At 72.4% G+C, this 24,528-nt stretch carries 23 protein-coding genes; 12 read left to right on the forward strand and 11 right to left on the reverse strand.

Translation table 11 applies throughout. From position 1 onward, the window contains the following. Positions 1-2: 2 nt before the first annotated feature. Complete coding sequence (locus MTF69_RS09995) at positions 3-1,322, forward strand: RNA polymerase sigma factor (protein WP_374322606.1); 1,320 nt, start codon at positions 3-5, stop codon at positions 1,320-1,322. Between the two features lie 66 nt (positions 1,323-1,388). Here MTF69_RS09995 and MTF69_RS10000 read toward each other — a convergent pair whose 3' ends face one another. The 4 genes from MTF69_RS10000 to MTF69_RS10015 all read right to left on the reverse strand — a co-directional run bounded on the left by MTF69_RS10000 (position 1,389) and on the right by MTF69_RS10015 (position 6,116). Continuing rightward, on the reverse strand, positions 1,389-3,146 hold the full coding sequence (locus MTF69_RS10000; protein ID WP_243332732.1) for a methyltransferase: 1,758 nt from the start codon (positions 3,144-3,146) through the stop codon (positions 1,389-1,391). 192 nt (positions 3,147-3,338) lie between these two features. Then, on the reverse strand, positions 3,339-4,553 hold the full coding sequence (locus MTF69_RS10005; RefSeq protein ID WP_243332734.1) for a 4-hydroxybenzoate 3-monooxygenase: 1,215 nt from the start codon (positions 4,551-4,553) through the stop codon (positions 3,339-3,341). Positions 4,554-4,670: 117 nt separating this feature from the next. After that, positions 4,671-5,348, reverse strand: a complete 678-nt coding sequence (locus MTF69_RS10010; RefSeq protein ID WP_243332736.1) for a DUF6308 family protein — start codon at positions 5,346-5,348, stop codon at positions 4,671-4,673. A gap of 195 nt (positions 5,349-5,543) precedes the next feature. Beyond that, complete coding sequence (locus MTF69_RS10015) at positions 5,544-6,116, reverse strand: bifunctional 2-polyprenyl-6-hydroxyphenol methylase/3-demethylubiquinol 3-O-methyltransferase UbiG (protein ID WP_243332738.1); 573 nt, start codon at positions 6,114-6,116, stop codon at positions 5,544-5,546. A gap of 58 nt (positions 6,117-6,174) precedes the next feature. Between MTF69_RS10015 and MTF69_RS10020 the strand changes: the two genes are divergently transcribed. Further along, entirely contained in the window at positions 6,175-7,428 is a 1,254-nt protein-coding gene (locus tag MTF69_RS10020; protein WP_243332739.1) for an amidinotransferase, read from the forward strand. 36 nt (positions 7,429-7,464) lie between these two features. On the opposite strand, the gene MTF69_RS10025 is transcribed toward MTF69_RS10020, so the two are convergent. Beyond that, on the reverse strand, positions 7,465-8,130 hold the full coding sequence (locus tag MTF69_RS10025) for a sortase domain-bontaining protein (protein WP_243332740.1): 666 nt from the start codon (positions 8,128-8,130) through the stop codon (positions 7,465-7,467). A 616-nt stretch (positions 8,131-8,746) separates the two neighbouring features. Here MTF69_RS10025 and MTF69_RS10030 point away from each other — a divergent pair. The 6 genes from MTF69_RS10030 (at position 8,747) to MTF69_RS10055 (ending at position 13,840) form a co-directional block, all read left to right on the forward strand. Further along, positions 8,747-9,178 (forward strand): hypothetical protein, encoded by a 432-nt coding sequence (locus MTF69_RS10030; protein ID WP_243332742.1) that lies wholly within the window; start codon positions 8,747-8,749, stop codon positions 9,176-9,178. Between the two features lie 243 nt (positions 9,179-9,421). Continuing rightward, entirely contained in the window at positions 9,422-9,784 is a 363-nt protein-coding gene (locus MTF69_RS42845; RefSeq protein ID WP_279345592.1) for a transglycosylase family protein, read from the forward strand. Between the two features lie 444 nt (positions 9,785-10,228). Continuing rightward, a complete protein-coding gene (locus MTF69_RS10040) occupies positions 10,229-10,657 on the forward strand; it encodes a hypothetical protein (protein WP_243332744.1) in 429 nt (142 codons plus the stop codon). Positions 10,658-10,834: 177 nt separating this feature from the next. Further along, positions 10,835-11,311, forward strand: coding sequence for a DUF5709 domain-containing protein (locus MTF69_RS10045; RefSeq protein WP_243332747.1), 477 nt, complete (start codon positions 10,835-10,837; stop codon positions 11,309-11,311). A 524-nt stretch (positions 11,312-11,835) separates the two neighbouring features. Further along, positions 11,836-12,663: a polysaccharide deacetylase family protein gene (locus MTF69_RS10050; RefSeq protein WP_243332749.1), complete on the forward strand. Its 828-nt coding sequence runs from the start codon at positions 11,836-11,838 to the stop codon at positions 12,661-12,663. A 442-nt stretch (positions 12,664-13,105) separates the two neighbouring features. Further along, complete coding sequence (locus MTF69_RS10055; protein ID WP_243332750.1) at positions 13,106-13,840, forward strand: CAP domain-containing protein; 735 nt, start codon at positions 13,106-13,108, stop codon at positions 13,838-13,840. A gap of 104 nt (positions 13,841-13,944) precedes the next feature. Here MTF69_RS10055 and MTF69_RS10060 read toward each other — a convergent pair whose 3' ends face one another. The 3 genes from MTF69_RS10060 to MTF69_RS10070 form a co-directional block, all read right to left on the reverse strand. Beyond that, the gene (locus MTF69_RS10060) at positions 13,945-14,133 is read right to left on the reverse strand and encodes a DUF6381 family protein (RefSeq protein WP_243332751.1); all 189 of its coding nucleotides are present in this window, start codon (positions 14,131-14,133) and stop codon (positions 13,945-13,947) included. 174 nt (positions 14,134-14,307) lie between these two features. Beyond that, positions 14,308-15,321, reverse strand: coding sequence for an NAD-dependent epimerase/dehydratase family protein (locus tag MTF69_RS10065; RefSeq protein WP_243332752.1), 1,014 nt, complete (start codon positions 15,319-15,321; stop codon positions 14,308-14,310). Continuing rightward, a complete protein-coding gene (locus MTF69_RS10070) occupies positions 15,318-15,887 on the reverse strand; it encodes a hypothetical protein (protein WP_243332753.1) in 570 nt (189 codons plus the stop codon). The genes MTF69_RS10065 and MTF69_RS10070 overlap by 4 nt, the downstream gene beginning before the upstream one ends. 256 nt (positions 15,888-16,143) lie before the next feature. Here MTF69_RS10070 and MTF69_RS10075 point away from each other — a divergent pair, with 256 nt between their 5' ends. The 4 genes from MTF69_RS10075 (at position 16,144) to MTF69_RS10090 (ending at position 18,547) form a co-directional block, all read left to right on the forward strand. Further along, the gene (locus MTF69_RS10075) at positions 16,144-16,467 is read left to right on the forward strand and encodes a plasmid stabilization protein (RefSeq protein WP_243332754.1); all 324 of its coding nucleotides are present in this window, start codon (positions 16,144-16,146) and stop codon (positions 16,465-16,467) included. Between the two features lie 157 nt (positions 16,468-16,624). Then, positions 16,625-17,197 carry an isochorismatase family cysteine hydrolase gene (locus MTF69_RS10080; protein ID WP_243332755.1) on the forward strand — a complete coding sequence of 191 codons (573 nt, stop codon included), beginning with the start codon at positions 16,625-16,627 and terminating at the stop codon, positions 17,195-17,197. A gap of 107 nt (positions 17,198-17,304) precedes the next feature. Continuing rightward, on the forward strand, positions 17,305-17,982 hold the full coding sequence (locus tag MTF69_RS10085; RefSeq protein WP_243332756.1) for an HAD family hydrolase: 678 nt from the start codon (positions 17,305-17,307) through the stop codon (positions 17,980-17,982). 34 nt (positions 17,983-18,016) lie between these two features. Continuing rightward, positions 18,017-18,547 carry a histidine phosphatase family protein gene (locus tag MTF69_RS10090; protein ID WP_243332757.1) on the forward strand — a complete coding sequence of 177 codons (531 nt, stop codon included), beginning with the start codon at positions 18,017-18,019 and terminating at the stop codon, positions 18,545-18,547. A gap of 54 nt (positions 18,548-18,601) precedes the next feature. Here MTF69_RS10090 and MTF69_RS10095 read toward each other — a convergent pair whose 3' ends face one another. From MTF69_RS10095 to MTF69_RS10105, 3 genes are all read right to left on the reverse strand, one after another. Then, entirely contained in the window at positions 18,602-20,770 is a 2,169-nt protein-coding gene (locus MTF69_RS10095) for a M48 family metalloprotease (RefSeq protein ID WP_243332759.1), read from the reverse strand. A gap of 116 nt (positions 20,771-20,886) precedes the next feature. Continuing rightward, complete coding sequence (locus MTF69_RS10100) at positions 20,887-21,327, reverse strand: hypothetical protein (protein ID WP_243332761.1); 441 nt, start codon at positions 21,325-21,327, stop codon at positions 20,887-20,889. Between the two features lie 127 nt (positions 21,328-21,454). After that, positions 21,455-24,517, reverse strand: coding sequence for a class I adenylate-forming enzyme family protein (locus MTF69_RS10105; RefSeq protein ID WP_243332763.1), 3,063 nt, complete (start codon positions 24,515-24,517; stop codon positions 21,455-21,457). Positions 24,518-24,528: the final 11 nt, after the last annotated feature.

Genomic DNA, 24,528 nt, shown 5'->3' on the forward strand with positions numbered 1-24,528 from the left:
CGGTGGGGGACGAGGGAACCGCCGGGCGCGGCCCGTCCACCGGATCCTTCCACCGGACTTCCGCCAGGTCGTCCGTGGAGGCGGTGTTCCGGGAGGAGCGCGGCCGCCTGCTCGCCTCCCTCGTCCGCCGGTTCGGCGATCTCGACCTGGCCGAAGAGGTCACCTCGGAGGCCGTCGAGGCGGCCCTGGTGCACTGGCCCGTCGAGGGCGTTCCGGCCAGGCCCGGGGCCTGGCTGCTCACCACGGCCCGGCGCAAGGCCGTCGACCGCCTGCGGCGGGACCAGGCGTACGCCGCCCGGCTCGCCATCCTCCAGGTGGAGGCGGAACGGGCCGACCCGGCCCCGCCCGCGGATGCCGACGGCGAGCTGCCCGATGAGCGGTTGCAGATGTTCTTCACGTGCGCCCACCCCGCTCTCGCGGCCGAGGACCGCACGGCGCTGACCCTGCGCTGCCTGGCCGGTCTGACGACGCCCGAGGTGGCGCGTGCCTTCCTGGTGCCGCCCGCGACGATGGCGCAGCGGATCGTACGGGCGAAGAGGAAGATCCGCGAGGCGCGCATCCCCTTCCGGGTACCCGGCGCCGACGAGCTGCCCGAGCGCCTGCCCGGGGTGCTCCAGGTCGTCTACTCGGTCTTCACCGAGGGGTACGCGGCCAGCTCGGGCCCGGAGCTGCAACGGCTCGACCTCGCCGAGGAGGCCATCCGGCTGGCGCGGATCCTACGCTGCCTGCTGCCCGCCGAGCGGGAGGCCGGCGGCCTGCTCGCGCTGATGCTCCTGATCCACGCCAGGCGCGAGGCCCGTACCGGCCCGGACGGCGAGCTCGTGCTGCTCGACGACCAGGACCGCGGCCGCTGGGACCGGTCGATGATCGAGGAGGGCCGCGGCCTGGTCGTCTCCGCGCTGACGGGCGGGCCACCCGGCCCGTACGGGGTGCAGGCCGCCATCGCCGCCCTTCACGACGAGGCCGCGGACCTCGCGACCACCGACTGGCCGCAGGTCGTCGCGCTCTACGACGTACTGCTCGCGCTCGCTCCGTCCCCCGTCGTCGCGCTGAACCGGGCGGTGGCGGTGGCCATGCGCGACGGGCCGCAGGCCGGCCTGACCCTGCTCGACGACCTTGCCGGCGAGCAGCAGCTGCGCGGCCACCACCCCTATCCGGCCGCCCGAGGGGACCTGCTGCACCGGCTCGGCCGGCTGCCCGAGGCCGCGGCGGCCTACCGGGAAGCGCTCGACCTGGCCGGCACCGAACCCGAACGCGCACACCTGCGACGCAGGCTGAACGCTGTTCTGCCGTCCGGTCCGGACGGCAGAACCGGTACCTGACGGCGGAACACCCAGACCACCGCCGTACCGGCCGGCTGCCCGTGGATCGTGCCGGTGGTGTCGGGCCTACCTGGCCTTGCGGGCGTGCAGGACGTACGCCTCCAGGGGGAGGGGGCTGTGGTCGATCAGCTCCAGTCCGGCGTCGGCGAGCAGTCGGGCGTAGTGCTCGGCGCGGCGTTCGCGACCGCCGACGTTGCACATCATGTGGAGGTCCCAGGCCGTGGCCAGTGAGGGGGAACCGTCGGCGGGCAGCAGCCGTTCGATGACCAGAAGGTCTGCGTCGGCGGGCATCGCGCGGGCGCAGTGGCGCAGGATCTCCCGGCACCGGTCGTCGTCCCAGTCGTGCAGGATGCGGGAGAGGACGTACACGTCGCCCCCGTGCGGTACGTCGGCGAAGTCGCCGCTGCTGTAGTCACAGCGGGCGCCGCAGCCCGCTGCGTCGAGCGAGCGGCGGGCCGCCTCGATGGCGTGCGGGCGCTCCAGGAGCGTGCCCCGCAGACCCGGGTGTGCGGTCAGGATGCGCCCGAGGAGTTCGCCGTTGCCACCGGCGACGTCGACGACGGTCCGCGGGGTGGATGCCTGGGCCGCCGCGGTGATCACTGGGTGGGCGGGGAGCGGCTGGAACATGCGCGAACTGGCGGCCATGGAACGGTCGAAGAGGTCGGCCAGTTCGGGGTCGCGTGCGAAGTGGTCGAAGTGGTTGTCGCCGAAGAGGTGGTCGAAGGCCGGCTGTCCGGTCCGTACGGTGTGGTCGAGGGCGGCGAAGGACTGGTAGAAGGGGCCCCCGTACATCAGGGCCAGCGGGCGCATCGTGTCGGGGGAGTCCGCGCGGAGCAGGGCTCCGAGCTGGGTGAGGCGGAAGGTTTCCTCATCTTTGGAGGCCGCGGAGGCCTCGGAGCCCGCGGTCTGCTCGGAGCCCGCGGTCTGCTCGGCCACGACGCCCAGCATCGTGAGATAGCGGAGCAGGGTGGCGAGGTTCTCGGGGCGGGTGGCGGTGCGTCGGGCGAGTTCCCGGGTGCTGATGGCCGCGTGCGGGTCCATGGCGTCGGGCAGGCCCAGGCGGGCGAACGAGGCGAGTGCCTGTGTCGTCCATGCTCCGGTGAGGAGGCGCAGGAGCGTCTCGGCGGGCCGGTCCGCGTCCGGGCGCTCCATCGGGTCCGCGCGGAGATGGTCGCGGAGGTGGTCGTCGAGGGCGTCCCGGTGTTCGCCGGGCGTGTAGAGCTCCAGGCGGCGGTAGCCGCTCGCCCCGGCCGCGGGGGTGGTGAAGTAGAGGACGGTGCCGTCCTCGTGCGGGTTGTACCCGCCGCCGTCGGGGCGGGCTCCGTGTCGGGCCAGCACCGCGCACAGGCCGCGCAGCACCAGTGGGTCCGGGTGCTCCAGCTCGAGGGCCAGGTGGGCCTCGTGGTCCCGGGCGCGTTCGTACGCGGCTATCCCCTCCAGGTCCGAGTGCGCGGGCACCATGAGGGCGAACACCTCCACCGCACGGCGCTCACCGGCCGGGCCCTGGACGCGGGGGCGCAGGATCCGGACGTCGAGCTCTGCCAGGTCACGGCGGTGGCGCCGGGCGAGTCGCTCCCGTACGACGACGCTGGGCTGGGACGGGGTGTCGACGGAGAGCCCGCAGTCGCCGAGTTGGCGGCGCAGGTCCTGCGGGTCGGTGGGGAAGAGCAGCAGGCCGGCGTGGGCGAAGCGGCAGTGCGGGGCCAGGGACTCCAGTTCCGGGCCGCGCAGCCCGGGCAGCAGGAGCGGTAACAGGGTGGCGGTGTCGTGTTCCCGCACGAAGGCTACGGCCGCGCGCAGGCGGGCCGTGTCGTCGGGAAGCATCGTTTCGCCTTGAAGCGGCGGTCTGGCGGGGCGCGTCGCTTGGCCGGGAAGGGTCGTCGTCATCGTGGAGGTTCCTCGGGCGGTGCTGGGGCGGGTGCTCCGGCGGCGCGGAGCATGGTGGACCGGCTGTGCAGTTGACCGGCTGTGCGGTGGTCGAGCGAGGGGGGCGGTGCGGGCGGGGAAGGCCGGTGGTCACATGCCGACGTAGTTCTCGGCGAACCAGTCCTGGTGGGCGCGGGAGGTACGCAAGGAGTCGAGGCGGGCGCGCCGCAGGGAAGCCTGGAAAAACGATCCGCCTGACTGGTCCCGGCCCGGGATCGCGTGCAGCAGTCCGGTCATCCACTGGGTGAACTCCTGCGCGCGCCAGATGTGCGCCAGGCACTGCGCGGAGTAGCGGTCGAGGGCTGAGCCGTCCCCTCCGGCGAGGGTCTCGGCGAGGGCTCCGGCCAAGATCTCCGCCTCCAGCACGGCGAGGTTCGCGCCCTTCGCGGCGGCCGGCGCGGTCAGGCTCGCGGCGTCGCCGGCGAGCAGGAGCGAGCCGTGGCGCAGCGGTTCGACCACGTCGCACGCGAGGTCGACGACTCCGCGCTCGATGATCGGCCCCCTGCGCAGCGGGCCGTGCTCCGCAGCGCGCATCCGCAGGTCGAGTTCGTCCCAGATCCGCTCCTCGGACCAGGCGTCGGCGGGGGCGCCGCGCTGGCACTGGAGGTAGTACCGCGTGACCTGTGGGCTGCGGGCCATGTGGCCGGCGAAGCCGCGGTCGTGGACGGCGTAGCCGACGGCGTCGAAGCTGGGCGGAGCCTCGGCGAGCAGGCCGAGCCAGCTCACACCGTGGTCGTGGTGGTGGCGGACCGCGTCGGGCGGCAGCGAGCGGCGGGACGCTCCGTGGCGGCCGTCGCAGCCGGCGACGTAGCGGGCGTCCCATCGGGTCGGGCGGCTGTCCGGCTCCCGGGTGGTGACGTACGGCCGGTCGCCGTCGGCGTCGTGGACCGCCAGCGCCTCGGTTCCGAAGTGGATCCTGCCACCGCCGTCGAGGTAGTGCGTCAGGAGGTCCGTCACCAGGTTCTGCTGCGGGTAGACGGTGTGCTGTTCGCCCCGGCCCAGGGAGCCGTAGTCGAGGCGGAAGCGTCCGTCCCCGGTACGGAACTCGCACGTACCGTGGGTGCGCCCGTGCCGGTGCAGGCCGTCGGCGAGGCCGTGGCGGTCCAGGATCCGTACGGTGTTCGGCGCGAGGAAGCCGGCCCGGGCCCGGGTCTGGACGTGTGCGCGGTCGGCGCGTTCGAGCACGACGCAGTCGATCCCGGCGGCGAGCAGGAGGTTGGCGAGCACCAGGCCGGCGGGGCCGGCGCCGAGCACGACCACATCGGCCGAGGCGCTTGATCCTCGAAGATTCTGACTTTCTGTCATAGCGCGGGAATCATATGCACGGAAGATCCAGAGGAAGATCACCCGTAACCCGTATGCAGCAATGGGGTGATGATCATCACGCTCGTCGGTGGCCGTTGGCGGTGCGGTGACGACGAATCAGGCTGGTTTGCCCGAACAGCCCTTCTCCTTGTGGTCTGTTACGTGGCTCATCCAGAGCACTACGTCACAGATCCGCAGGGCCGAAACCGTTTCCGGCACCTCGGCATCGTCCCGCAGCGAGAGCAACTGCTCGTGCAGAGCCTTGCCATCGGCAGCCAGCGCGTCGCGCAGCGACAACCAGAACGACGCGGGTTCTGCGACCGCACAGCGCACGACCTGGTCATAGACCGGCAGAAGGCGTGGACGCTTGCGGGCCAGAAGCTTGTTGGCCGTCACCCAGCCCAAACCCCTCTGCCCCGTGAGGAGATGCCAGGCCCGGTCGGCGGGAGAGCCGGGCCCCAGCAGGGCAGGTTCTGCGTGTCCCATGTCGACATCGGCAGGTATCTGGCCGAGGAGGACGGAAAGCTCCCCGGCGAGGGGGCCCTCCAACAAGGCGAGTGCGGCCCGGGGCGGCACCTGAACGGACAGCATCTGAACGGCCATCAGGTCTGCCGCAGTGACGATGTCGGCGATGTCCGCCCGGTCGCCCCCACCGTCCAGGTGCTCGAAACGGGAGCCTGTGAAGGCGGGCGTACCACCCTCGAGCCCGTCGTCGAAGTACCGTCGCAGGTCAGCCGCCGCGTCGGCAGTGGACAGCAGCGCGCGCAACCGCTCGGTGAAGCCAACAGACGCCATGGCAACTCTCCCTACGATGGTGCAGACGGCCGGAGCTGCGCCGCTTCGCGCAGCTCACCAGCGTAGACGCCGGGCCTGCCGGACACCGGTGATACTCCTCGACGGACGCCGGACGTCGTACAACCGGCAGGAGACGGCGTTCCGGCGGTCTGCTTCCCGGCGTCCGCAAGCATGTCCTCCAACAGCGCGGGTCGGTCAGGGGCGCAGGGCGTAGCAGCGGAGCACGTCAAGGTCATGGGTCCGGACGACGGACCAGCCCGCGGTGAGGATCTCGGCCTCGGCGGGGCTGATCCCGAGGCCTTGGAGCGGGTCGGTGTCCTTCCGGCGGCCGGTGATCTCGGTGACCACCCAGAAGACCCCGCCGGGTACCAGGAGGCGACGGACGCGGTTGACGAACGCCCCCTTGGCGTCGAGCCACCGGTAGACCAGCCGGCAGGTGATGACCGCGTAGGCGCGTTCCGGCAGGGCGGTCAGGTCGTCGGCCCCGATGTCGGCGCACCTCCACAGCGGTCCGGGCCTGTCCGCGCAGTCCCGGGCGGCGGCGAGCGCGAGGGCGCTGGGGGAGCAGTCGATCCCGGTGGTGCGGTATCCCAGCTGATGGTGGAGGTGACGGGTCAAGGCGCCGTCGCCACAGCCGATGTCGAGGGCGGGCCTTCCCCGGCCGGGTCCGAGGTGCTCGTCCAGCAGCCGTGTCTCGACGGCGTCGAGCCGCCGGTACCGGCGGCCCTGGGTCCAGAGGGGATCCCAGTACGCGGCAGTCGATGTCATCGTCAGGAAGATCCCCCGGCACAGGCATGACGAAACGAGGCGGGGGCAGGCGCCTTCCATGGCAGAGACTTCGGGCCGGGGCTCCCACCAGCCCCCCACGGCCCCCGCCACCGCAGTCCAGGTCGACCACCCGCACCTGGGCGCCGCAGCCCCACACCTGGGCGAGGCCCCGCACCTGGGCGCCGAAGCCCCGTACCCGGACCATGGAGTACCCGGAAGGGTCGCGGGCCCTGTCGTATCGCCGGTCAATTCACACAACGAGTGGGACCCGCTGGAGGAGGTCATCGTCGGGTGTGTCGGCGGTGCCACGATCCCCTCCCGCCATCCCGTCGTGGCCTGCAACATCCCCCCGTGGGCCGCGCGGCTCCAGGGCGTCGCAGCCGGTTTCGAGTACCCGCGCAGGATGGTCGAGCCGGCCCGGCACGAGCTCGACGAGTTCGTCGCTCTCCTCCAGTCGCTCGGCGTCACGGTCAGACGGCCGGACCCGGTCGACCACAGGCAGCGCTTCGGCACCCCCGACTGGTCGTCGCGCGGCTTCTGCAACGCCAATCCGCGTGACAGCATGCTCGTGATCGGTGACGAGATCATCGAAACCCCGATGGCCTGGCCGTGCCGGTACTTCGAGACCGCCGCGTACCGTTCGATCCTCAAGGACTACTTCCGGCGCGGCGCGCGCTGGACGGCGGCACCGAAACCACAGCTCACGGACGATCTGTTCGAGCCCGGTTTCCGGGTCCCCGAGGCCGGCGAGCCCATCCGTCACATCCTCACCGAGTTCGAGCCGGTCTTCGATGCGGCGGATTTCATGCGGGCGGGACGCGACCTGTTCGCGACGCGGAGCAACGTCACCAACCGCATGGGGATCGAATGGCTGCGCCGCCATCTCGGCCCCGGCTACCGCATCCACGAGATCGAGAGCCGCTGCCGCACGCCGATGCACATCGACACGACCTTCGTCCTGCTCGCGCCCGGCAAGGCGCTGGTCAACCCCGAGTACATCGATGTCGACCGGCTGCCCGACGTCCTGAGTTCGTGGGACGTGCTGATCGCACCCGATCCCGACCCCATCGACGAACGCCTGCTGAAGGTCACGTCGATGTGCGGCAAGTGGCTCAGCATGAACGTTCTCGTGATCGACGAGGAACGGGTGATCGTCGAGCGGCACCACACCGGCATGCTGCGGGCGCTCGAACGATGGGGGTTCGAGCCGGTCCCGTGCTCCTTCATGCACTACGCACCGTTCGGCGGCTCGTTCCACTGCGCGACGCTCGACACCCGGCGTCGCGGCACGCTCGATTCGTACTTCCCGTGATCGGACGGACACACATCCAGGGCCCGCCCCGTCCACTCACTGCCCCCCGGGCTCCGGTTCGGGCTCGGTCGCGGTGAGGACACCGATCTTGTCGAGGCGGTGTTCCGGGTTGTTCTGCGCGTCACGCCAGAAGTTGCCCGCCGCGTTGTCCTCCGGCGTCAGGCACGTGCTCACGGTGATCATGGCCCGCGTGGGGGCCGTGCCCGGAGATCCGGGGACCGCGGCCCGCTGTGCGTCCATGGAGGCCTGCGACCGGAAGGACGTCGTCCGCGTCGTGGTGATGACGTACTCGTACCGCACTCCGTCGGCGGTCACGTACACGGACGCACCCGTCTTCAGCGAAGGCAGCGCCCAGAGCGGTCCTCCCGCCGAGATGCGGTGGGCGTTCACGATGTAGTTCCCCACGTCTCCGGGTCCGACCCCGCCGCGGGGCCCGTAAGGGCTCGATGCCACGCCGCGATCTTGGATCAGCGTGCCCGGAGCGTCATCAGGACTGCCCTCGTAGGGGATCACGGCCAGGCCGGACACCCCGATGGCGGGTATCGACAGGACGGCCTCCTGGACACGGGCGACCGCCTGACGGGGGACCTGCTCCCGATCGGCCGGAGCGGCCACCGCCGGTGCGGCGAGCAGGAGGGTGAGCGTGGCGCACACCAGCGCTTTCGGCACGGTGCGGGAGACACGGAACGGGTGCTGGGTCATGGCGGAGTCCATGCGGTTCGACCGGGGTCGCGCCGGGTGCCGCGACCCGTTTCCCTTCCAGGCTCCCACGGGCCAACAGGACCGGCCAGAGCGGTTGCCGGTACGGGTCCGTCGCCCTACCCGCGGCACGCCGACCCGTCACCGGCCGTGACCGAGGCGGCGTTCGGCGTGATCGGCGGGCGACCGGATCTCACGCCGCCGGGACCGACTCCGCCCTACCCGTCTACGGCGCCGCCGTACGGGTAAGCGCGTGGCAGGGGACGGCGGCCCCGGCGGGGCCCGATGGAGAGGAGAAGCCGTGCAGGGCAAGGAGAGCAGGCACCAGGAGCCGCGAAGGGCCCGCAAGGAGCAGGTGCCAGAGCACCCGGGTCCGGACCCGGTACATCCCGAGGCCAGCAAGCCGGTCGCAGGCAAGACCCCCGACGAACTGCGAAGGGCGCAGGAGCGGAGGAAGACCCGCGATCAGGACGACGCGGGCTGACGGCGGATCGAGGCCGGTGTCATCACACCTGCCAGGGGCGCGGACCGTGCGCCGCCGGCCCCCGCAGCTGTGGCGACACCGGCAGAACGGGGTGGTCGCCGGGGCGGCGGTGACAACGAGACGGAGTGATCGCGCATGCGCACCACAGCGGCACGGGTGATGGGTGCGGCCACCCTCGGATACGGCCTGGCCGTCGCCTGCCGACCCGAGGTGCTGGCCCGCCCGTGCGGCCTGGCCGAACAGGGTTCCTCCTCACTGCTGATCCGCGCCCTGGGCGTCCGGGACGCCGTCATCGGCGCGGCCGTGGTCGCGGTCCCCGACGAGGGCAGCGGGCTGCGTACGGCCGTCATGTGCCGGGTTGCGCTCGACACGGGCGACGCACTGCTCTTCGGCACCCTTCTGCCCCACCGGACCGGGCGCGCCAAGGCGGCCTCGGCCGCGCTGGCCCGGGCTGCCCTGTGCGGCTGGACGCTGACCGGCGATGACCGCTCGGCGGCAACGCTCGTGGAGGACGCGACGAACTTCGCGGTACGGGTGGCCCAATCCCCCACGCGCGCGAATTTCTGACGCCGGGGAACGAAGCACCGGGCGGGGCCGGGCGGGGCGGGTAGAGGGGCGGCTCACTCTGCGCGTTGCGGCTGCGTGAGGGGCGTAGAGCGTCCGTTCGGGTGGCGTTGCCCCTTCGCAGGTGGTAAGTGCGCCTGGAAGTACACCGGTCCGTGCTGTGCTGTGGCCACGACCGGAAGACGGTCGTACGCGGGCCCGCCCGCTGTTCGCGGCAGGTCCGGCCACAACAGCGAAGGAGGACTGATGTCGTGCTACCGGAAGGACCGGCTAAGGCAGGGCAGGATCGGTCAACTGCTCGTCTTGGTCATGCTGTTGGCAGTCCCGCTCTTGGACGTCTCCGGGGCTCATGCCGCCGCGGTCCACTCCAAACAGGGCCCCGACTGGGATGCCATCGCCCGGTGTGAATCCGGCGGGAACTGGCGGGCGAACACCGGCAACGGCCATTACGGCGGATTGCAGTTCACCCAGTCGAGCTGGAAGGCGGCAGGAGGCCGCAAGTACGCACCACGCGCCGACCTCGCCACGAAGGCGGAGCAGATCGCCACGGCGAGGAGGCTCGCCAGGATCCAGGGGATGGGGGCCTGGACCTGCGCACGACGCCGCTGACGGATGCGCTCCAACAGGGCGGCTCAGTCGCTCTGTTGGAGCGATGCCGACCGGATGTCCCGTAGGCCTGCGGTTGTTGTCTCGCTCGCGGCTGCGCCGTCGTGAACTGGCCGATCGAGTACGGGAATGCATCGGATGTCGTGGTCGCCGGCGCCGCCTGGCCGGGAGTTCCGTGAACAGCCGGCCGGCGCGACGGCGCGACCCGATGGGAGTACCATGCCCGCGCGCCGGTACCGGGCTCGCAGGCGCCCGCCGGCCCCAGAGTCGTCCGCCGCGCGAATTCTGCGGCATCGACGCCTTCTGTCGAGCTGCGCACCCTGGATGACCTGCGGTTTCATCGGGTGGGGGTGTGGTGTGCGGATGCGGGCCTGGGGGCCCTGTGTCAGCTTGGTACGAGTGGGGGTCGGACCGGGGGGGCGTCTTCCCCGAAGGGGTGCATCACAGATGAATCGACTTCTCGCCACGGCCGTGAGCACGGCCGCCGCAGCGCTTCTCGTGGCCGGCGGGGCAACCTCGGCCTTCGCCGCAGGGCCCACCGACGACGCGACCACGCAGCTGTGTAGCAGTCTGACCGAACTCAAGGCCGACAACGCGAAGTTGCGCACGCTCGACCCGGCGACAGCCACCAAGGACCAGATCAAGGACGCGCACAACGCCGTCCAGGACGACTGGAAGACCGTCGCCGAGTCCACCGCGCAGTTCAACGCCGCCCAGAAGGACGCGGTCAAGTCTGCCGCCAACGACGTGAAGAAGACGTACGAGGACCTGCCCGGCGACACCACCGGCGCCGAGGCCCTCACCAAGCTCACCCCGGACCTGCAGAAGCTCGACACGGCCGTCGCGAGCGCCCAGACCGGCCTGCAGTGCAGCTGACCTGGACGCACCCGGGGCGGGGCGCGGTACGGGCGCCCCGCTCTGGCATGGGCGAGTGCGGCGGTGGGTGACGGGTAGGAGCCGAACGGGAGCCGGATGCGCTCAGCTCGCACCCAGAGCGCAGTCGGGAGGGCAACTCCTCACGTACCGATGCCGGCGACTACGGAAGGGGGAACCATGAGCGAGACCGGTGCGCGCGGCGACGAGGTGTATCAGCCCCAGCCGGAGGACGAACCGTCCGAACGGCAGCCTGACATGGACCAGAGTCTCGGCGAGCCGAACACGGACGCCCAGCTGGATCAGGGGTACTCACCGCCGGAGCGGCCCTACGCGAGCGAGCGGAACGACACCACCGGCGAGGGGCAGAGCAGGGGCGAGAGCCTCGACGACCGCCTCGCCCGGGAGCTGCCCGAGGACCTGGAGTCCCTGCCCGGGGACGGAATCGGGGATCTGGTGGACGGTGACGGCGAACCCGTCGATCCGCAAGCGGGTGGCGTCCGGGCGGGGCGGCTGGCCCCGGCCACCGCCTTCCCGCACGGGAACAGCGTCCTCGCGCACGACGCGGGCGTCGATGGCGGGGCGGCCACGGCCGAGGAAGCCGCCATGCACGTCATCCCGGATCCCGACGAGGAAGAACCCCAGAACCCGGGATGATCGCGGCAGCACGACTGCGTCCCGCCTCAGGGTGGACTGAGCCTCGGGCCGCGCGGCGCAGGACGCGGGTCGGTCTCGGGCAGTAGCCCGAGCATGTCCAGCAGCAGTGCCAGTTCGCTCGCGTCGGCGGCCCGTGAGGCGACAAAGCGGCGGGCTGCCGCACGGTCCGTGGTCCCGGAACATGCCAGGAATGCCGGCTCGTCACAACCAAAGGGATCCTTCACCCGGCCGATCCCACCACGCCCGCCCACTCTGTGCATGTGCAGTGGTCCGCCTGATCGGCCGGCTTGAACGACCGGCTCGACCGACCGGTGGGATCCGGGGGCAACGGCTGGGGGTGGGGTGCCAAGGACGGGACGGGGGACCCCGGCGGCGGGCCGGCGCGGGAGCGGGGTCGGACGTCCCGTCGTGCCCCGGGCCTGCGGATGGGCCGATCGGGGGAGGACGGCGCCGGGGCGGACGGCCTAGCCTGGACCGGCAGGAGTGGGAGACCGGGGGGCCGAGTCCGAAGGAAGAGCGCCTCCATGGGCATCACTCGCAGTTCCGTAAGCCGTCTTCGCGCGGGATCCGCCGTGGCGGCCGCTGCCGTCCTCGTCCTGACGGCGGCCGCCGGCGCATCAGCCTTCGCCGCCCCGAGCGGCCCGAGCGGCCCGGCCGCCCCGGCCGCCCCGGCCGACGGGCCGGCCGAGGGGCCGGCGGCGGGCCGGTCGTCCGCCGCGAGCGCCTACGGACCGGCTCGGGTGCCGCTGGGGATCTCCCGGCTGGCGCAGGGCCCGGGTCACGACATCGCCATCACCATCGACGACGGTCCGGACCCGCGCTGGACGCCCCAGGTCCTCGAGGTGCTGCGGGAGAACCACGTCAAGGCCACGTTCTGCATGATCGGAACCCGCGCGCAGCAGTACCCGGCCCTGGTGCGCTCGGTCGCCGCCGAGGGGCACCGTCTCTGTGACCACTCGGTGGACCACGACGTGACCATGGACCACAAGCCCGTCGCGTACCAGCGGCAGCAGATCCTCGACGGCAAGTCCATGATCGAGCAGGCCGCGCCGGGGGTCGCCGTCAGCTACTACCGCGCTCCGGGTGGCGCCTTCACCCCCGACAGCCGTGCGATAGCAGCCGCGAGCGGGATGCGGCCGCTGGGCTGGAGCGTGGACCCCAAGGACTGGAGCAGGCCGGGCCTGGCGTCGATCGTCGCCACCGTGGAGGGAAACCTGCCCGCGCAGCCGACGGTCCTCTTCCACGACGGGGGCGGCGACCGCAGCGAGACGGTCGCAGCGCTCAAGGAATACCTGCCGTGGCTCACGGCGCGGGGCTACGCCTTCACCTTTCCGAAGCTCACCACCCCGTAAAGCGGCAGCCACCCGCTCGACGAGCGCGGCGCACTGACGGGAACGCCGTCCGGTTCCCCCTCCGGGTCGTGACATGCATCACGGCCCGCATGTCGTCGTGGCGCCTTCCGTGATGATCGTCCGCCTCTGGACATGTCGTCGTATGTACCTGTTTGGCGTTGACATGCCGCACTCCGCCGGAAACGGAAGTCGACGCTCCTGTTTCCTCGTCTTCAACAGGGCTGGCGGGGGTGGGTTCTGTCGGCGGGCCAGGTGGGTGCCGGACGGGCCGCGACGGGGGAATGCACGATCTTCCGGCCGTTTCAAGCCGCGTCCCGGACGTCCCGCGCGGCTGAGCGGCGGCGGCTTGCCAGGCCGTCGGCGGGCTTCTAAGAATGGCGATTCCTCCGGCGCCTTCGCGGTCCGGCGCCGGGAGCTTCGCGATCACCGAGTGAGGTCCCGCATGAAGAAGCACCGTAAGAAGACGCACCACAGGAAAATAGCCGTCGCCGTCGGAGCACTGGCCCTCGTGGCCGTACCCACCACGGCCATGGCCTGCCTCGACCCGCAGGGGACCGGCCCGGTGCGGTCCATCGCAGCCGGGCAGGAGAGCCGTCCCTGGTACGCCGACTCCCACGGGGACCTCTACGGCGACCCCTACGGCGATCCCGGCGCGCAGCAGCCCGCGGAGGTCCCGGTTCAGGTCGGCGGCGGCCCCGCCGAGATCGTCGAGCAGCCGGTCGTCCAGCCGCCCGCCGAGCCGCCCGCCGAGCCGATCGCCGAGACCGCGCCCCCCGCGCCCTCGGACTCCGCGGCACCCTCCGGTGCAGCGGCCGAGGTCCTCGCGCTCGTCAACAAGGAGCGCGCCGCGGTCGGGTGCCCCGTGCTGACCGTCAACGCGAAGCTCACGAAGGCCGCGCAGGACCACAGTGAGGACATGGCCGCCCACTCCAACATGTCCCACACCGGCTCCGACGGATCCGACCCCGGTCAGCGGATCACCCGCGCCGGGTACGAGTGGCGTACGTACGCCGAGAACGTCGCGTACGGCTACGACACCGCCGCCCGGGTCATGGACGGCTGGATGAACAGCCCGGGGCACAAGCGGAACATCCTCGACTGCAACGTCAAGGAGATCGGCATCGGCCTCGCGCAGCCCGGCCAGTACTGGACGCAGGACTTCGGCGCCACCCGCTGATCCGCCTGCTGCACGGCCGTACACGAGCGGGTCGAGCGGGGCGATTGCGTCGAGTGCGTCGAGGAAATGGAGGGAGTCGAGCGGGTCGAGCAGGTCCAGCGGGTTTACATGGGGTCCATGGTCCCGCTGCCCCTGCCGTTCTCCCGCTCGCTCTTCTCCCTGATGTGCAGGGCCTTGGCGGTCAGCCGCTGACGCTCCGCGGGATCGGTTGCCCGCTGCGCCGCCTGCTCCAGCTCCTGCGCCTTGTCGCGCATCTGCCGGGCCCGTTCGCTCGGCTGGCTTTCGGTGCTCATGACCGGTCCTTCGATCGGGTCGGGGGTGTGTCCTTCCAGCCAAGCAGGAGCAGGCCGGACCCGCCACCGTGGGCAGGCCGGACCGGCTCCCCCAGGGAAGCAGGTTCCGCCTGCCCTGCTACGGAGAGTGTTCGCCGGCCCCTGAATTCCTGGCTGGTGCGGGTGCGGTCCTGTTCAGTGCCGGGCGGCGCCGGCCAGGGGTGGGGTGTCGAGCCCAGCGCCGTGGCGGAGTCCCGCCAGGAACTCCGAGAACGCCTCGGTGGAGGTGTGGGCAGGGGCCCAGCCCAGTTCCTCGCGCGCCCGGCCGGCGTCGAGCAGCGGCAGTCGCAGCACCGCGTCCAGGAGCCCCGGCGCGGCAGGAACGAGGTGGAGGTGCCAGGCGGCGGCGAGCCCGGCGCGGGCCGTTCCGGCCGGCAGCCGGATCGTCCGGGCGTGCAGCATGCGGGCGATGGATTCGCTGTCGAGGACCGGGTCGGCGACCAGGTTGAACGGCCCGCGTACCGGTCGCACGACAGCGGCCCGGTACGCCTCGGCGGCATCATCGGTGTGCAGTGCCTGGAAGCGCAGCCCGCGGATCGCGGGCACGGCGGGCACCAGCCCGGGCCGTACCAGCCGCCACGGCAGCAGGGGGCCGGCGAAGATCCGGCGCTGCTCGGAGGCGGACGCCCGCTTGAACAGGAAGCACGGCCGCATCCGCACCACCCGCATCTGCGGGTTCGCCTGCTGGAAGCCGTCCAGGTACCGCTCCAGGTACGCCTTCTCCCGGGTGTACGCGGCGGCGGGCCAGCCGTGCGTGGGCCAGGACTCGTCCACCGGCCGGCCGTCGTCGGGCCCGGGGGAGTAGGCACCGACCGATGAGGCGTGCACCAGCGCGCCTACCCCGCTCCGTGCGCAGGCCTCGAAGACGCGCACCGAGCCGAGGACGTTCGTCTGCCAGGTCTCCAGTGGATCGTGGGTGGGCTGGAACCTCCACGCCAGGTGCACCACGGCGTCGGCGCCGCGGAAGAGCCGGTCCAGGTCGCTGCCGCCGGGAGCGACGTCCGCCGCCTCCCAGCGCACCCCGTCCACCCGGTGGGCGGGCCGTCGGCGGGCCACACCGGTCACCTCGGACACGTTCGGATCGCCGGCCAGTGCGTGGATCACGCTGGTGCCCGCGTTGCCGGTCGCTCCTGTCACCACGACCCTCATGACGCCCACCCCGCCTTCGGCGCCCGCCCGGCGCCGTGGCGCGGGGCGGCCGGCGCCGCCCCGGGTGCGCTGCGCAGGGCACGGCCCACGGCTGCCAGCCGCAGCGCCTCCAGGGTGTCGGCCTGGCGTTCGGCACGTGCCAGGAGCCGGCCCATGGCCTCCGCGTCGAGCAAGGGGTCCGAGCGGGCCAGTGTGTGCAGGGTCCGCCAGAGTTCCTTGTTGCCTTCCACACCGAGCCTGATCGCCTCCAGTTCGAGCACGTCGCTCAGGGGCGAGCGCGAGAGGAGCCTGCCGTTGGGCTTCAGCCGCCCCGCCTGCGCCACGGCCATGCCCAGGAGCATGCGGAGGTCGTTCGCGGGGACGTCGAGAGCCATCATGACCTCGCGCAGGCTGTCGCGGTCCTCGCTGATTTCCCCGGCGAGGGCGGCCAGACGCGGCCCGGCATCGGTGCCGCGGTGGGCGCGTGCCGTCCGCTTGACGAGGGCGATGCCCGCCCCCGCTCCGGCGAGGTGGTCATTGAGGTAGACGCCCAGCAGGTGGCGGGGGTCCTGGGCGGTGCGTTTCATGGGAGGTCTCCGATCGGTGGTGTGTTCCATGGCCCCGCTCCTTCTCGGGCCGGTCCGTCGGCAGCACATCCCGCGTCTTCCCGTTCAGGAGCCCGGCACACGATGCAGCCGGGGAAGCCGTGGACCCGTGAGCCCGCTTCGACGACCCCCGTGCCGTCTTTCCGCGGCGTTCAGGGTGTGCGTCGCACGCGTGTGGGCAGGCGCCGTGCGGGTCCGGTGGATCCGCCACGGGACCGCCACGAAACGAGGAGCGGCCATGCCCCGCGGTTCAAGTCCCAAGCGTGAACGCCAGTACGAGCACATCAAGGAGAGCGCCGAGCAGCGCGGCGAGAGCACCAAGCGGGCCAAGGAGATCGCAGCCCGCACGGTCAACAAGGAACGCGCGCGTTCCGGCGAGTCGAAGACCGCGAGCCGGTCCTCGATACAGGACATGTCCTCATCGAAGCGCGGTGGGCAGCGCTCCCACAGCGGCGCGCAGGGTCCCACGAAGGAGCAGCTGTACAACGAGGCGAAGCAACGGAACATCGAGGGCCGTTCCAAGATGGACAAGGCCGAGCTCAAGCGAGCCCTCGGCCACTGAGCAGGCGAAAGCCCGCCGCCGACCCGGCTCCGCGGTCGGCCGGGAGCCGCACTGCGGGCGGCGCACAACGCGACGGAAGACGAGGCCGGCGATGCGCTGACGCCGGACAGCGAGGCGCAGCGCCGTCGGCCGCGAGGCCGTCTGCGAGGTGATCATCATGGCGACGAGCGCGCTTGTCGTCATCGACATGCTGAACACGTACGACCACGAGGACGCCGATGCCCTCGTGCCGAGCGTCGCGCGCGCCCTGCCCGCTGTGGTGGACCTTCTCGCAGAGGCCCGCAACCGCGGCCTTCCGGTGATCTACGCCAACGACAACTTCGGGAAGTGGCGCTCCCACCACGGCGAGATCCTGGACGTCGCCCTCACCGGCCCGCACGCCGACCTCGTCGAGCCGGTGCGCCCCGACGAATCCGCGTACTTCGTCGTCAAGGCGCGCCATTCCGTCTTCTACGAGACGCCGCTCGCGTACCTGCTGGGCTCGCTCGGTGTGCACCACCTCATCCTGTGCGGTCAGGTCACGGAGCAGTGCGTGCTCTACTCCGCCCTCGACGCACACATCCGCCACCTCCCGGTCACGGTCGCCCGGGACGCCGTCGCGCACATCCACCGGGACCTGGCCGACGCGGCCCTGCGCATGATGGAGACGAACATGTCCGCCCGGGTCGTCCTCGCGGCCGATGCCTTCCAGGACGTCGCCCCGGGCGGCCTGTCCCCGCCGCCGGAATGAAGCGAGGCGAACCGGGCAGGCGCGGCGTAGCCGGCAGGATCCGTTCCCGGAGTGGGCGCGGGCCACCCTGCTGCCCGCCCTCCGCGAGCTGTGAGGAGACCGCCGCCATGACCCGCAACCGCGCCGCCCTGTTCGACGTCGACGGCACCCTCGCGGACACCAACCACCTCCACGTCGTCTCCTGGTGGGAAGCGCTGCGCCAGCACGGCCACCACGTACCGATGCACGACATCCACCGGGCCGTCGGCCTGCCGGGCGAAGACCTCCTCGACCACCTCCTGGAGGACGATCGCGACCGGGGCGGCGACGAACTGCTGAGCGCCGCCCACGACACCCTGTACGCCACGTACTTCGACAGGCTCCCCGCCCTGGACTCGGCGGCCGACCTCCTGCGGACCCTGTCGGCGGCGGGCTGGAAGGTCGTGCTGGTCACCTCCGCGAAGGACCGGGAACTGGACGCCCTGCGCCGGGCCATCGGCGCCGACGACGCCGTCACCGACACCGCGACCTCCGACGACGTCGAGCAGGGCAAGCCCGCCCCGGATCCCCTCCACCACGCCCTCGAACTGGCGGGGGCGACGCCGGAGCGCGCGGTGTTCGTCGGCGACACCGTGTGGGACATGAAGGCCGCGGTACGCGCCGGGGTGACCGGGATCGGGCTGCTCTGCGGCGGCATCCCGCGCGGTGACCTGGAGGAAGCGGGAGCGGCCGCCGCCTACCGGGACCCGGCCGACCTGCTGGCCGACCTGGCCGACAGCCCGTTCTCCGCGGTGGCATCCGAGTGAACCCGGCCGTTCGAACCGTGGGGAGGAGTGGATCATGACCGCGATCAACGGTGACCGCCTGCTCGTGCTCGTGCGGCACGCCAAGTCCGTCCCCAAGGACGCGGCTCCCGACTTCGACCGCCCGCTGGCCGACCGCGGTCGGCGCGAGGCCCCGAAGGCCGGGGAGTGGCTCGCCGAGTCCGGATACCGGGTCGACTTCGCGCTGTGCTCGTCGGCGCGCAGGACCCGTCAGACATGGCAGCTGATGGTGCCCGGGCTGAGCGAACCGCCCCCTGTCGTCTACGAGGACCGCCTGTACAACGCCTCCACGGACTCCCTGATGGCCGTACTGCGCGAGACGGACGAGTCCGTCACCGGCCTGCTGGTGGTGGGCCACAACCCCGGCATCCACGAGCTGGCGGTCACCCTGTGCGGGAACGGCGGGAGGAACGAGGAGGGCCTTCTGCACCGCATCCACGAGGGATTCCCCACCGCGGCCGTCGTCGTCGTGGCCCTGCCGGACGGCTGGCAGGAGCTCGCGCCCGGAGCGGGCCGGCCGAAGGCCTTCTGGGCTCCGCACGGCTGACGGCCGGCCCGGAACGCGGTGCCGGTGGGCGCGGGAGGACGCGAGGACAGAGGTTCACTGATGGGGATGGCAGGGGTGGACGTGGCGCGGCTCCAGTCGGCCTTCGGGGGCGAGCCCGAGCAGTGCGGTCCTGAGCTCGGGGAACGTGGCGGGGTCGCGGAGCTCGAAGCGGTACGTCGCTGCGTGCATGGTCTCGGCGGTGGCCGCAGTGGCAGCGGGCAGTTGCATGCGCAGGGCCCTCCGGAAGGTCTGCTCCCAGTTCTCGTACTGCGGTGTGCCGTTGACGGCATGACGTCCCACTGCGTCTTGGACGGCCTGCAGGTCCGTCTCGACGGTACGGAGCCTGTCGGACGAGGTCATGCCCTCCTCGTCGCTGCCCAGGTCCACGATCACCCATCCGTCCCAGGGGGAATACGGAGAGCAGTAGAGGGGCCTCTCCGGATCAGGGCTGCGCCAGGCCCCCGCCGTGGTCACCGTCGCGAGCACCAGACCCATCACCAGGACCGTCCTGCGCAGCCGCCCCGGTCCGCCGGTTCCCCGTGGCCCCAACGCCGCCACGATGAACGCGGCGAGCGAGAAGGCGAGGATCCATGCCTGGCGGTCTCCGAGGGCGGCAAGCATGAGCCGCACGCGCTCATTGCCCTCCTCGATCATGCGGACGGACTCCTTCGCGGCGGCCGTGCTGGTCACCAGCAGGACAAGGGTCCATGCAGCGAGCACGGTCGTACCACCGGTCCGCACGACGCGCCGGATCCGGTCCGTGAGTTGCGCCGGGGCGGCAAAGAACACGACCCGCAAGGCGAGCAGCGGAGCCGCGGTCACGAGCGCGCAGAACGCCAGGACTTCGAAGCCGCCCAGCAACAGCAGGGCGAAGGCGCCGGTGCCCACGAGGGCCGCCCCCACCGTCAGCAGGAGCAGGTACCCGGCATGGGAGGCACGTGGCGTCCGGGAAGGCGCGGACACCGCACGGGCCACGGCCCACGGCCAGCAGGTCAGCAACGTACAGCACGCGAACAGGGAGATCAGGGGCAGGGGGGCGAGGGGGATGCCCGCGGAATCCGACCCGTAGGGGGTGAGCGCAGTGCCCACCAGCACTCCCAGGGCGAGGAGCCCCGCTTGGCGCAGCGGCTGCGGCGGTCGTCCGGCCGCCTCGCTGTTGCGGGTGTGCCTCCACATGCCGAGCGCGGCGAAGACGCCCAAGGGTGCCCCGGCGAGTGCGGCCGTCGCGATGACGATCCCGTCCTTGGCCGGCCCGTAGTCGTACCAGACCGACAGGGCGTGGGGCACGGTGGCCAGCAGCGCTCCTACGAGGAAACCGGCGAGGAGGGCGTACCCGGGGCTGAACCTCAGCAGCGGAGCCGGGTCGCGGATCAGGGACGCACGCTGCCTGGACGGGCGGTGGGGCGAGAAGAGGTGGGGCGGGTGCTCGAACGGACGGTTGACGGGCCGCTTGTGGCGCGGGCCGGTCCGGTCGTCGTACAGGGCCCAGGCGAGGTCTTCCGCACCGTTCTCCCCGTACTGCGCGGCGCGCTGGTCGGCGTAGTCCTCCCGGGCTCGGTAGAACTCCAGCACCATCAACTCGACCGCCAGCGCGAAGAGCAGTGCGCCGCCGGCGGAGCCGATCAGTTCCCAGCGTCCGTCGAGGATCCCGAAGACGAGGCTGACGGGCACCACGGCCAGCACCTGCGCGCCGTTGGCCCACCGGACACCGGTGGCCAGGTTGTGCAGGGGGATGTCCCGGTTCCGCAGATGGGCCAGTTCGTGGCGGACGATCGCGTCGAAGCTGTTGGCGAGCTCCTGTTCCTCTTCCTCGTCCTTGCTTCCCAGGGCAAGCATCACCGGTCCCAGGGCGAGATAGGGGCGCAGGCCGAGAAGGTCCGTCCCCGATGCCATCGCGTAGGGCCGCATGCCGAAACGGTTCGACCCGGGACCCGTACCGCGGTTCTTGTCCCTGCGGTTCTCCTTGAGGAGCGTCGGAGCGTTCCGTACGCACATCTCCTTCGACAGGGCGTTGACGCGCCTGACGACAGCGGGGAACGTGACCGGGTCGAGCGGCGTGCACGTGCGGCGGCGCAGGCGGTCGCGGAAGGCGAAGGTGCCGACGGAAAGGTAGGTGACCCACTGCGCGGTCAGGAGGGGATGGGCGAGGCCCCGGCCACCGGTGTGAGGGTAGGAGCCCAGCGCCGATACGAAGAAGTTTCCCGCATACACGGTGGCTGCCATCAGCAGCAGCAGGAGCCGTGTGTTGAGCGGGAAGGCGAACAGGTCGAACGTCGCACGGCGCCGCGCTCTCTCCGTCAGGGCGGGCCTCGGAGTGCTTTCCGGGGCCCTGCCGGGGGTCACCCGGATTCGCCCTGGCCGTCGAGCAACTCCTCGAGGGCATCGGCGAGCCCGGCGGCCCGTTCCTCGTTCAGCCCCGCTTCGCGGCTGAGCCGGAGGATGCCCGCACGACGTGTGGGGCCCGGCTCGACCGTCCCGGACTCCGGGATCTCCTGCAGGGCGGGGGGCTCTTCCTGCTCCTTGCGGCCGAAAAGACGGCGCACTCCCTTGGCCGCGCCGGCCGTACGACGCTCCGTCGAGTCGCTCAGCTGCTGTTTGACGCCGTCCAGTACGCCATCGCACAGGGCGACGACCACGTAGATGACCGCGGGCCCCACCACCCCCCAGACTTCGGCGGCACCGATCTCGCCCGGTGTCGTACGCCGTCGGCGCCTGCGTCCTCCAAGGTGTTCGCGGGCCTCCTCGACGTACCCGGATATGCCTTCTTCGAAGGCAGCCACCTCTTCCGGCGCGACCTTCGTACGCCTCGGCCGCACCTCCGGCCGCCCACCCCACCCGGCGGGACCACCGTGTCCCTACCCCCTCCACCCCAGGGGGAACCTGCCCGTGACCGGAGCCGACCGTGGGTCACCGACAGGCGGCGCTCAGCGCCGTGGTGAACTCCGCGGCCAGTTCGGTGATGACGGGGAGGTCGAAGGCCAGCGCGTTGTACTGCAGCCAGCACCGCAGACCGCCGTCCGGCTGCTCTACCACGGTCAGTTCGGGCACGCCCCGGTCGCCGCCCGGCAGCGGCCACGGCACGGTGCTCCCGCGCGGCAGCTCCCAGGGCCCGCAGGCCAGGCCGGGCAGCTGCGCGGGCGCGGCCCACGCCTCGTAGCGGAGCCAGGCCGCGAACGGTACGGACGGACTGAACTCGGCGAACGGGTAGAGCTGGTGGTCCAGTGCCTCGCTGTAGACCGTCCGCAGCCGGTCCACCAGCTCGGCGAAGCCGGGCCCCCCGCTCGCGTCCACCCGCAGCAGCAGCGACTGGACGAAGCAGCCCACCGTCCGTTCCGCGTCCGGGCGCGGGCGGCCCGGCACCGGGGTCATCACCACCAGGTCGGGGCGGCCGCTGCGGCGCGCCAGCAGTCCGGTCCAGGCCGCCGTGACCGCCAGGAAGGGGGTGGCGCCCAGCTCGGCCGCCCGGGCCCGCAGGGCTTCGGCCAGTGTCGCCGGCACCTCGAACTCGTGGGCCTGGGTGAGGACTTCGTCCACCGCCCGGCGGCCGGCGAACTCCTCTACGGCCTCCGGCGCCCCGGCCAGCGCCTTCGCGAAGTGAGCCCGGGAGGCCGGCCAGTGCGCGTTCGCCCAGTCCACCAACTCCTGGTAGCCGGGGCCCGAACGGGCCGGCGGGGCCGGCCGGCCCCGCCGCAGCGCGGAGTAGAACACCCCGAGGTCGGCCAGCAGTACACCGACCGACCAGCCGTCGCAGACCATGTGGTGCACCGCGACCAGCACCACGTGGTCGGTCTCCGAACGGCTCACCACCAGCAGGCGCGCCATCGGGTCGACGGCCAGGTCGGTGAGACGGTCGCGTTCGGCCAGCAGCAGGGCGTCCACCTCCGCGTCCGTGGCCCCCGGGGCCCGGGTCAGCGTGATCCGCACCCTGGGCTCCCCGTCCAGCACCGCCCGCACGACCCCCTCGCCCGCCGCCTCGAACCGGGTCCGCAGCGCCGGATGGCGCCGGACCGCTTCCGTGAGTGCCCGGCCCAGGGTCAGCGGCTCCAGCCGGTCGGTCACCCGGAACAGCGCCGTCACCGCGCCGGCGTCCCGCCCGGGAGCCCCGGCCATCCAGCGGAAGAAGTTCTCCTGCTGCGAGGTGAGTGGGACGGCGTGCGGTTGCGCACGGAGCGCGGACAGGTAGGGCAGCGTCACCGTCTCCGGCGCGGCAGGCGCCCCCTCAGTGGCGGCCTGCCGCCGGTCGGGGTGGTCCACCCAGGCGGCCTGGGATCGCAGCGAGGGCCGCTCGAAGACCAAGGCGGTCCCCGCCCGGACCCCGAACTCGCCGCTGATGCCGGTGGCGAGCTGGACCGCCCGGAACGAGTCGCCGCCGAGCGCGAAGAACTCGGCGGCCACATCGGTGACCGTCCGGCCGAGCAGACGCCGCCAGAGCCCGGCCAGCCGCAGTTCCGTCGGGGTGGCCGGCGCGACCGCAGGACCTGTGGACTCCGCGGGCGCGTCGAACAGGGGGCGGAGCCGGTGCTTGACCACCTTGCCGCTCGGGTTCCTGGGCAGGTCGCCTGCGAACAGGATCCGGACCGGCAGTTCCGGCCGGCTGAGCCGGGCGCTCAGGAACACCCGGAGCTCGTCCAGGTCCAGACCGCCGGGCCCGGCCACCACGACCGCCACCGGGACGGCGCCCATGACGGGGTGCGGCAGGCCGAGCGCGGCGGCGTCGGCCACCGCGGGGTGCTCGTGCAGCGCCTCCTCGATCCGCAGCGTGGAGACCTTCAGCGCGCCGCTCTTGATGACGTCGCTCTCCCGGTCGACCACGTACAGGTAGCCGTCCGGATCGAGGCGTCCGACGTCGCCCATCCGCACCCAGCCGTCCCGGAACACCCGCGCGCTCTCCCCGGCGGCGCCCAGGTAGCCGCGCGGCGGCCCGGGCTGGCGCAGCCAGACCTCGCCGACCTGACCGGCGGGCAGCGGCAGCCCGTCCGCGTCGAGGATCCGGACGTCACCGGGGTCCGCCGGGCGGCCCAGCGAGCCGGGGCGGCGGGGGTCGACCACGGTGGAGATCTGCGCGGGCGAAGCCTCGGCGGAGGTGTAGGTGTTGACCAGCGTCGCGCCCGGCAGCGCCGCGGCCAGCGCGGCCGCCACCGGCACGGGCAGGGCGGCGGCGGAGGAGTTGACCAGGCGCAGGCTGCCCAGGTCGTACCGGCCGGCGGTGCCCGCGTTGACCAGTTCGATCGCCATCGAGGGCACCAGGAAGGCGGTGCCGACCCCGAACTTCTCGACCGCGATGCCGAATCGGTCCGCGTCGAAGCGCGGCAGGCTGAGCGTGGTGGGCGCGGCGGTCAGTGCGCCCAGCAGCATCACCTGGCCCGCGTTGGTCCCGATCGGGAAGGCGTGCAGGGCGTACCGCGAGTGCGCGTAGGCCCGGCGGCGGGGACGGGTGGCCAGGCCGGCGGTCAGGCTTCCGTGTGCGGCGAGCACGCCCTTGGGCGCGCCGGTGGTGCCGGAGGTACCGATCACCTGGGCCGGGTCTGCCGGGCCGACCCGGTGCGGCGGGCCGGCCGGCGGCTCGGGATGCGCCGCCAGCAGGGCGTCCAGACGCAGCTCCACCAGCCCCGGGACGGTGGGCAGTTCAGCGTCCCGCAGGACCGTGCCCGCTCCGGCCAGCGCGGCCAGGGCGGCGGCATCGGTCTCGGAGAGGTCCTCGCGGACCGGGACGGGCACCCCGCCCGCGTACTGGACGGCGAGGAAGCCGACGGCGTACCGCTCCCAGCGCGCGTTGGAGAACCGCAGCACCACCCGGTCGCGGTGTCCGACTCCGGCGGCGGCCAGCCCGGCGGCAGCGCGCAGCGCCTCCTCGCGCCAACGGCGGTAGCTGAGTTCCCCGCCGCCGACGACCTGGAGGGCCACGTGGTCCGGGTGTTCGGCGGCCCGGGCGTCGAGGAGCTCGGGGACGGTCGTCGCGGCGGGTGGCACGGTGGTGGCGA

The organism is Streptomyces sp. AP-93 (genome assembly GCF_022808175.1).
Taxonomy (GTDB): Bacteria; Actinomycetota; Actinomycetes; order Streptomycetales; family Streptomycetaceae; genus Streptomyces.

Excerpts from the sequence above, each read along its gene's own strand:
- MTF69_RS10020 (WP_243332739.1), top strand. The coding sequence starts at position 6,175 with ATGGCAGAGACTTCGGGCCGGGGCTCCCACCAGCCCCCCACGGCCCCC.
- MTF69_RS10080 (WP_243332755.1), top strand. The coding sequence starts at position 16,625 with ATGGCGACGAGCGCGCTTGTCGTCATCGACATGCTGAACACGTACGAC.
- MTF69_RS10045 (WP_243332747.1), top strand. The coding sequence starts at position 10,835 with ATGAGCGAGACCGGTGCGCGCGGCGACGAGGTGTATCAGCCCCAGCCG.
- MTF69_RS10060 (WP_243332751.1), bottom strand. The coding sequence starts at position 14,133 with ATGAGCACCGAAAGCCAGCCGAGCGAACGGGCCCGGCAGATGCGCGAC.
- MTF69_RS10085 (WP_243332756.1), top strand. The coding sequence starts at position 17,305 with ATGACCCGCAACCGCGCCGCCCTGTTCGACGTCGACGGCACCCTCGCG.
- MTF69_RS10015 (WP_243332738.1), bottom strand. The coding sequence starts at position 6,116 with ATGACATCGACTGCCGCGTACTGGGATCCCCTCTGGACCCAGGGCCGC.
- MTF69_RS10050 (WP_243332749.1), top strand. The coding sequence starts at position 11,836 with ATGGGCATCACTCGCAGTTCCGTAAGCCGTCTTCGCGCGGGATCCGCC.
- MTF69_RS10095 (WP_243332759.1), bottom strand. The coding sequence starts at position 20,770 with ATGGCAGCCACCGTGTATGCGGGAAACTTCTTCGTATCGGCGCTGGGC.
- MTF69_RS10055 (WP_243332750.1), top strand. The coding sequence starts at position 13,106 with ATGAAGAAGCACCGTAAGAAGACGCACCACAGGAAAATAGCCGTCGCC.
- MTF69_RS10075 (WP_243332754.1), top strand. The coding sequence starts at position 16,144 with ATGCCCCGCGGTTCAAGTCCCAAGCGTGAACGCCAGTACGAGCACATC.
- MTF69_RS10000 (WP_243332732.1), bottom strand. The coding sequence starts at position 3,146 with ATGCTTCCCGACGACACGGCCCGCCTGCGCGCGGCCGTAGCCTTCGTG.
- MTF69_RS10070 (WP_243332753.1), bottom strand. The coding sequence starts at position 15,887 with ATGAAACGCACCGCCCAGGACCCCCGCCACCTGCTGGGCGTCTACCTC.
- MTF69_RS10005 (WP_243332734.1), bottom strand. The coding sequence starts at position 4,553 with ATGACAGAAAGTCAGAATCTTCGAGGATCAAGCGCCTCGGCCGATGTG.
- MTF69_RS10065 (WP_243332752.1), bottom strand. The coding sequence starts at position 15,321 with ATGAGGGTCGTGGTGACAGGAGCGACCGGCAACGCGGGCACCAGCGTG.
- MTF69_RS10030 (WP_243332742.1), top strand. The coding sequence starts at position 8,747 with ATGCGCACCACAGCGGCACGGGTGATGGGTGCGGCCACCCTCGGATAC.
- MTF69_RS10040 (WP_243332744.1), top strand. The coding sequence starts at position 10,229 with ATGAATCGACTTCTCGCCACGGCCGTGAGCACGGCCGCCGCAGCGCTT.
- MTF69_RS10025 (WP_243332740.1), bottom strand. The coding sequence starts at position 8,130 with ATGACCCAGCACCCGTTCCGTGTCTCCCGCACCGTGCCGAAAGCGCTG.
- MTF69_RS10010 (WP_243332736.1), bottom strand. The coding sequence starts at position 5,348 with ATGGCGTCTGTTGGCTTCACCGAGCGGTTGCGCGCGCTGCTGTCCACT.
- MTF69_RS10090 (WP_243332757.1), top strand. The coding sequence starts at position 18,017 with ATGACCGCGATCAACGGTGACCGCCTGCTCGTGCTCGTGCGGCACGCC.
- MTF69_RS42845 (WP_279345592.1), top strand. The coding sequence starts at position 9,422 with ATGTCGTGCTACCGGAAGGACCGGCTAAGGCAGGGCAGGATCGGTCAA.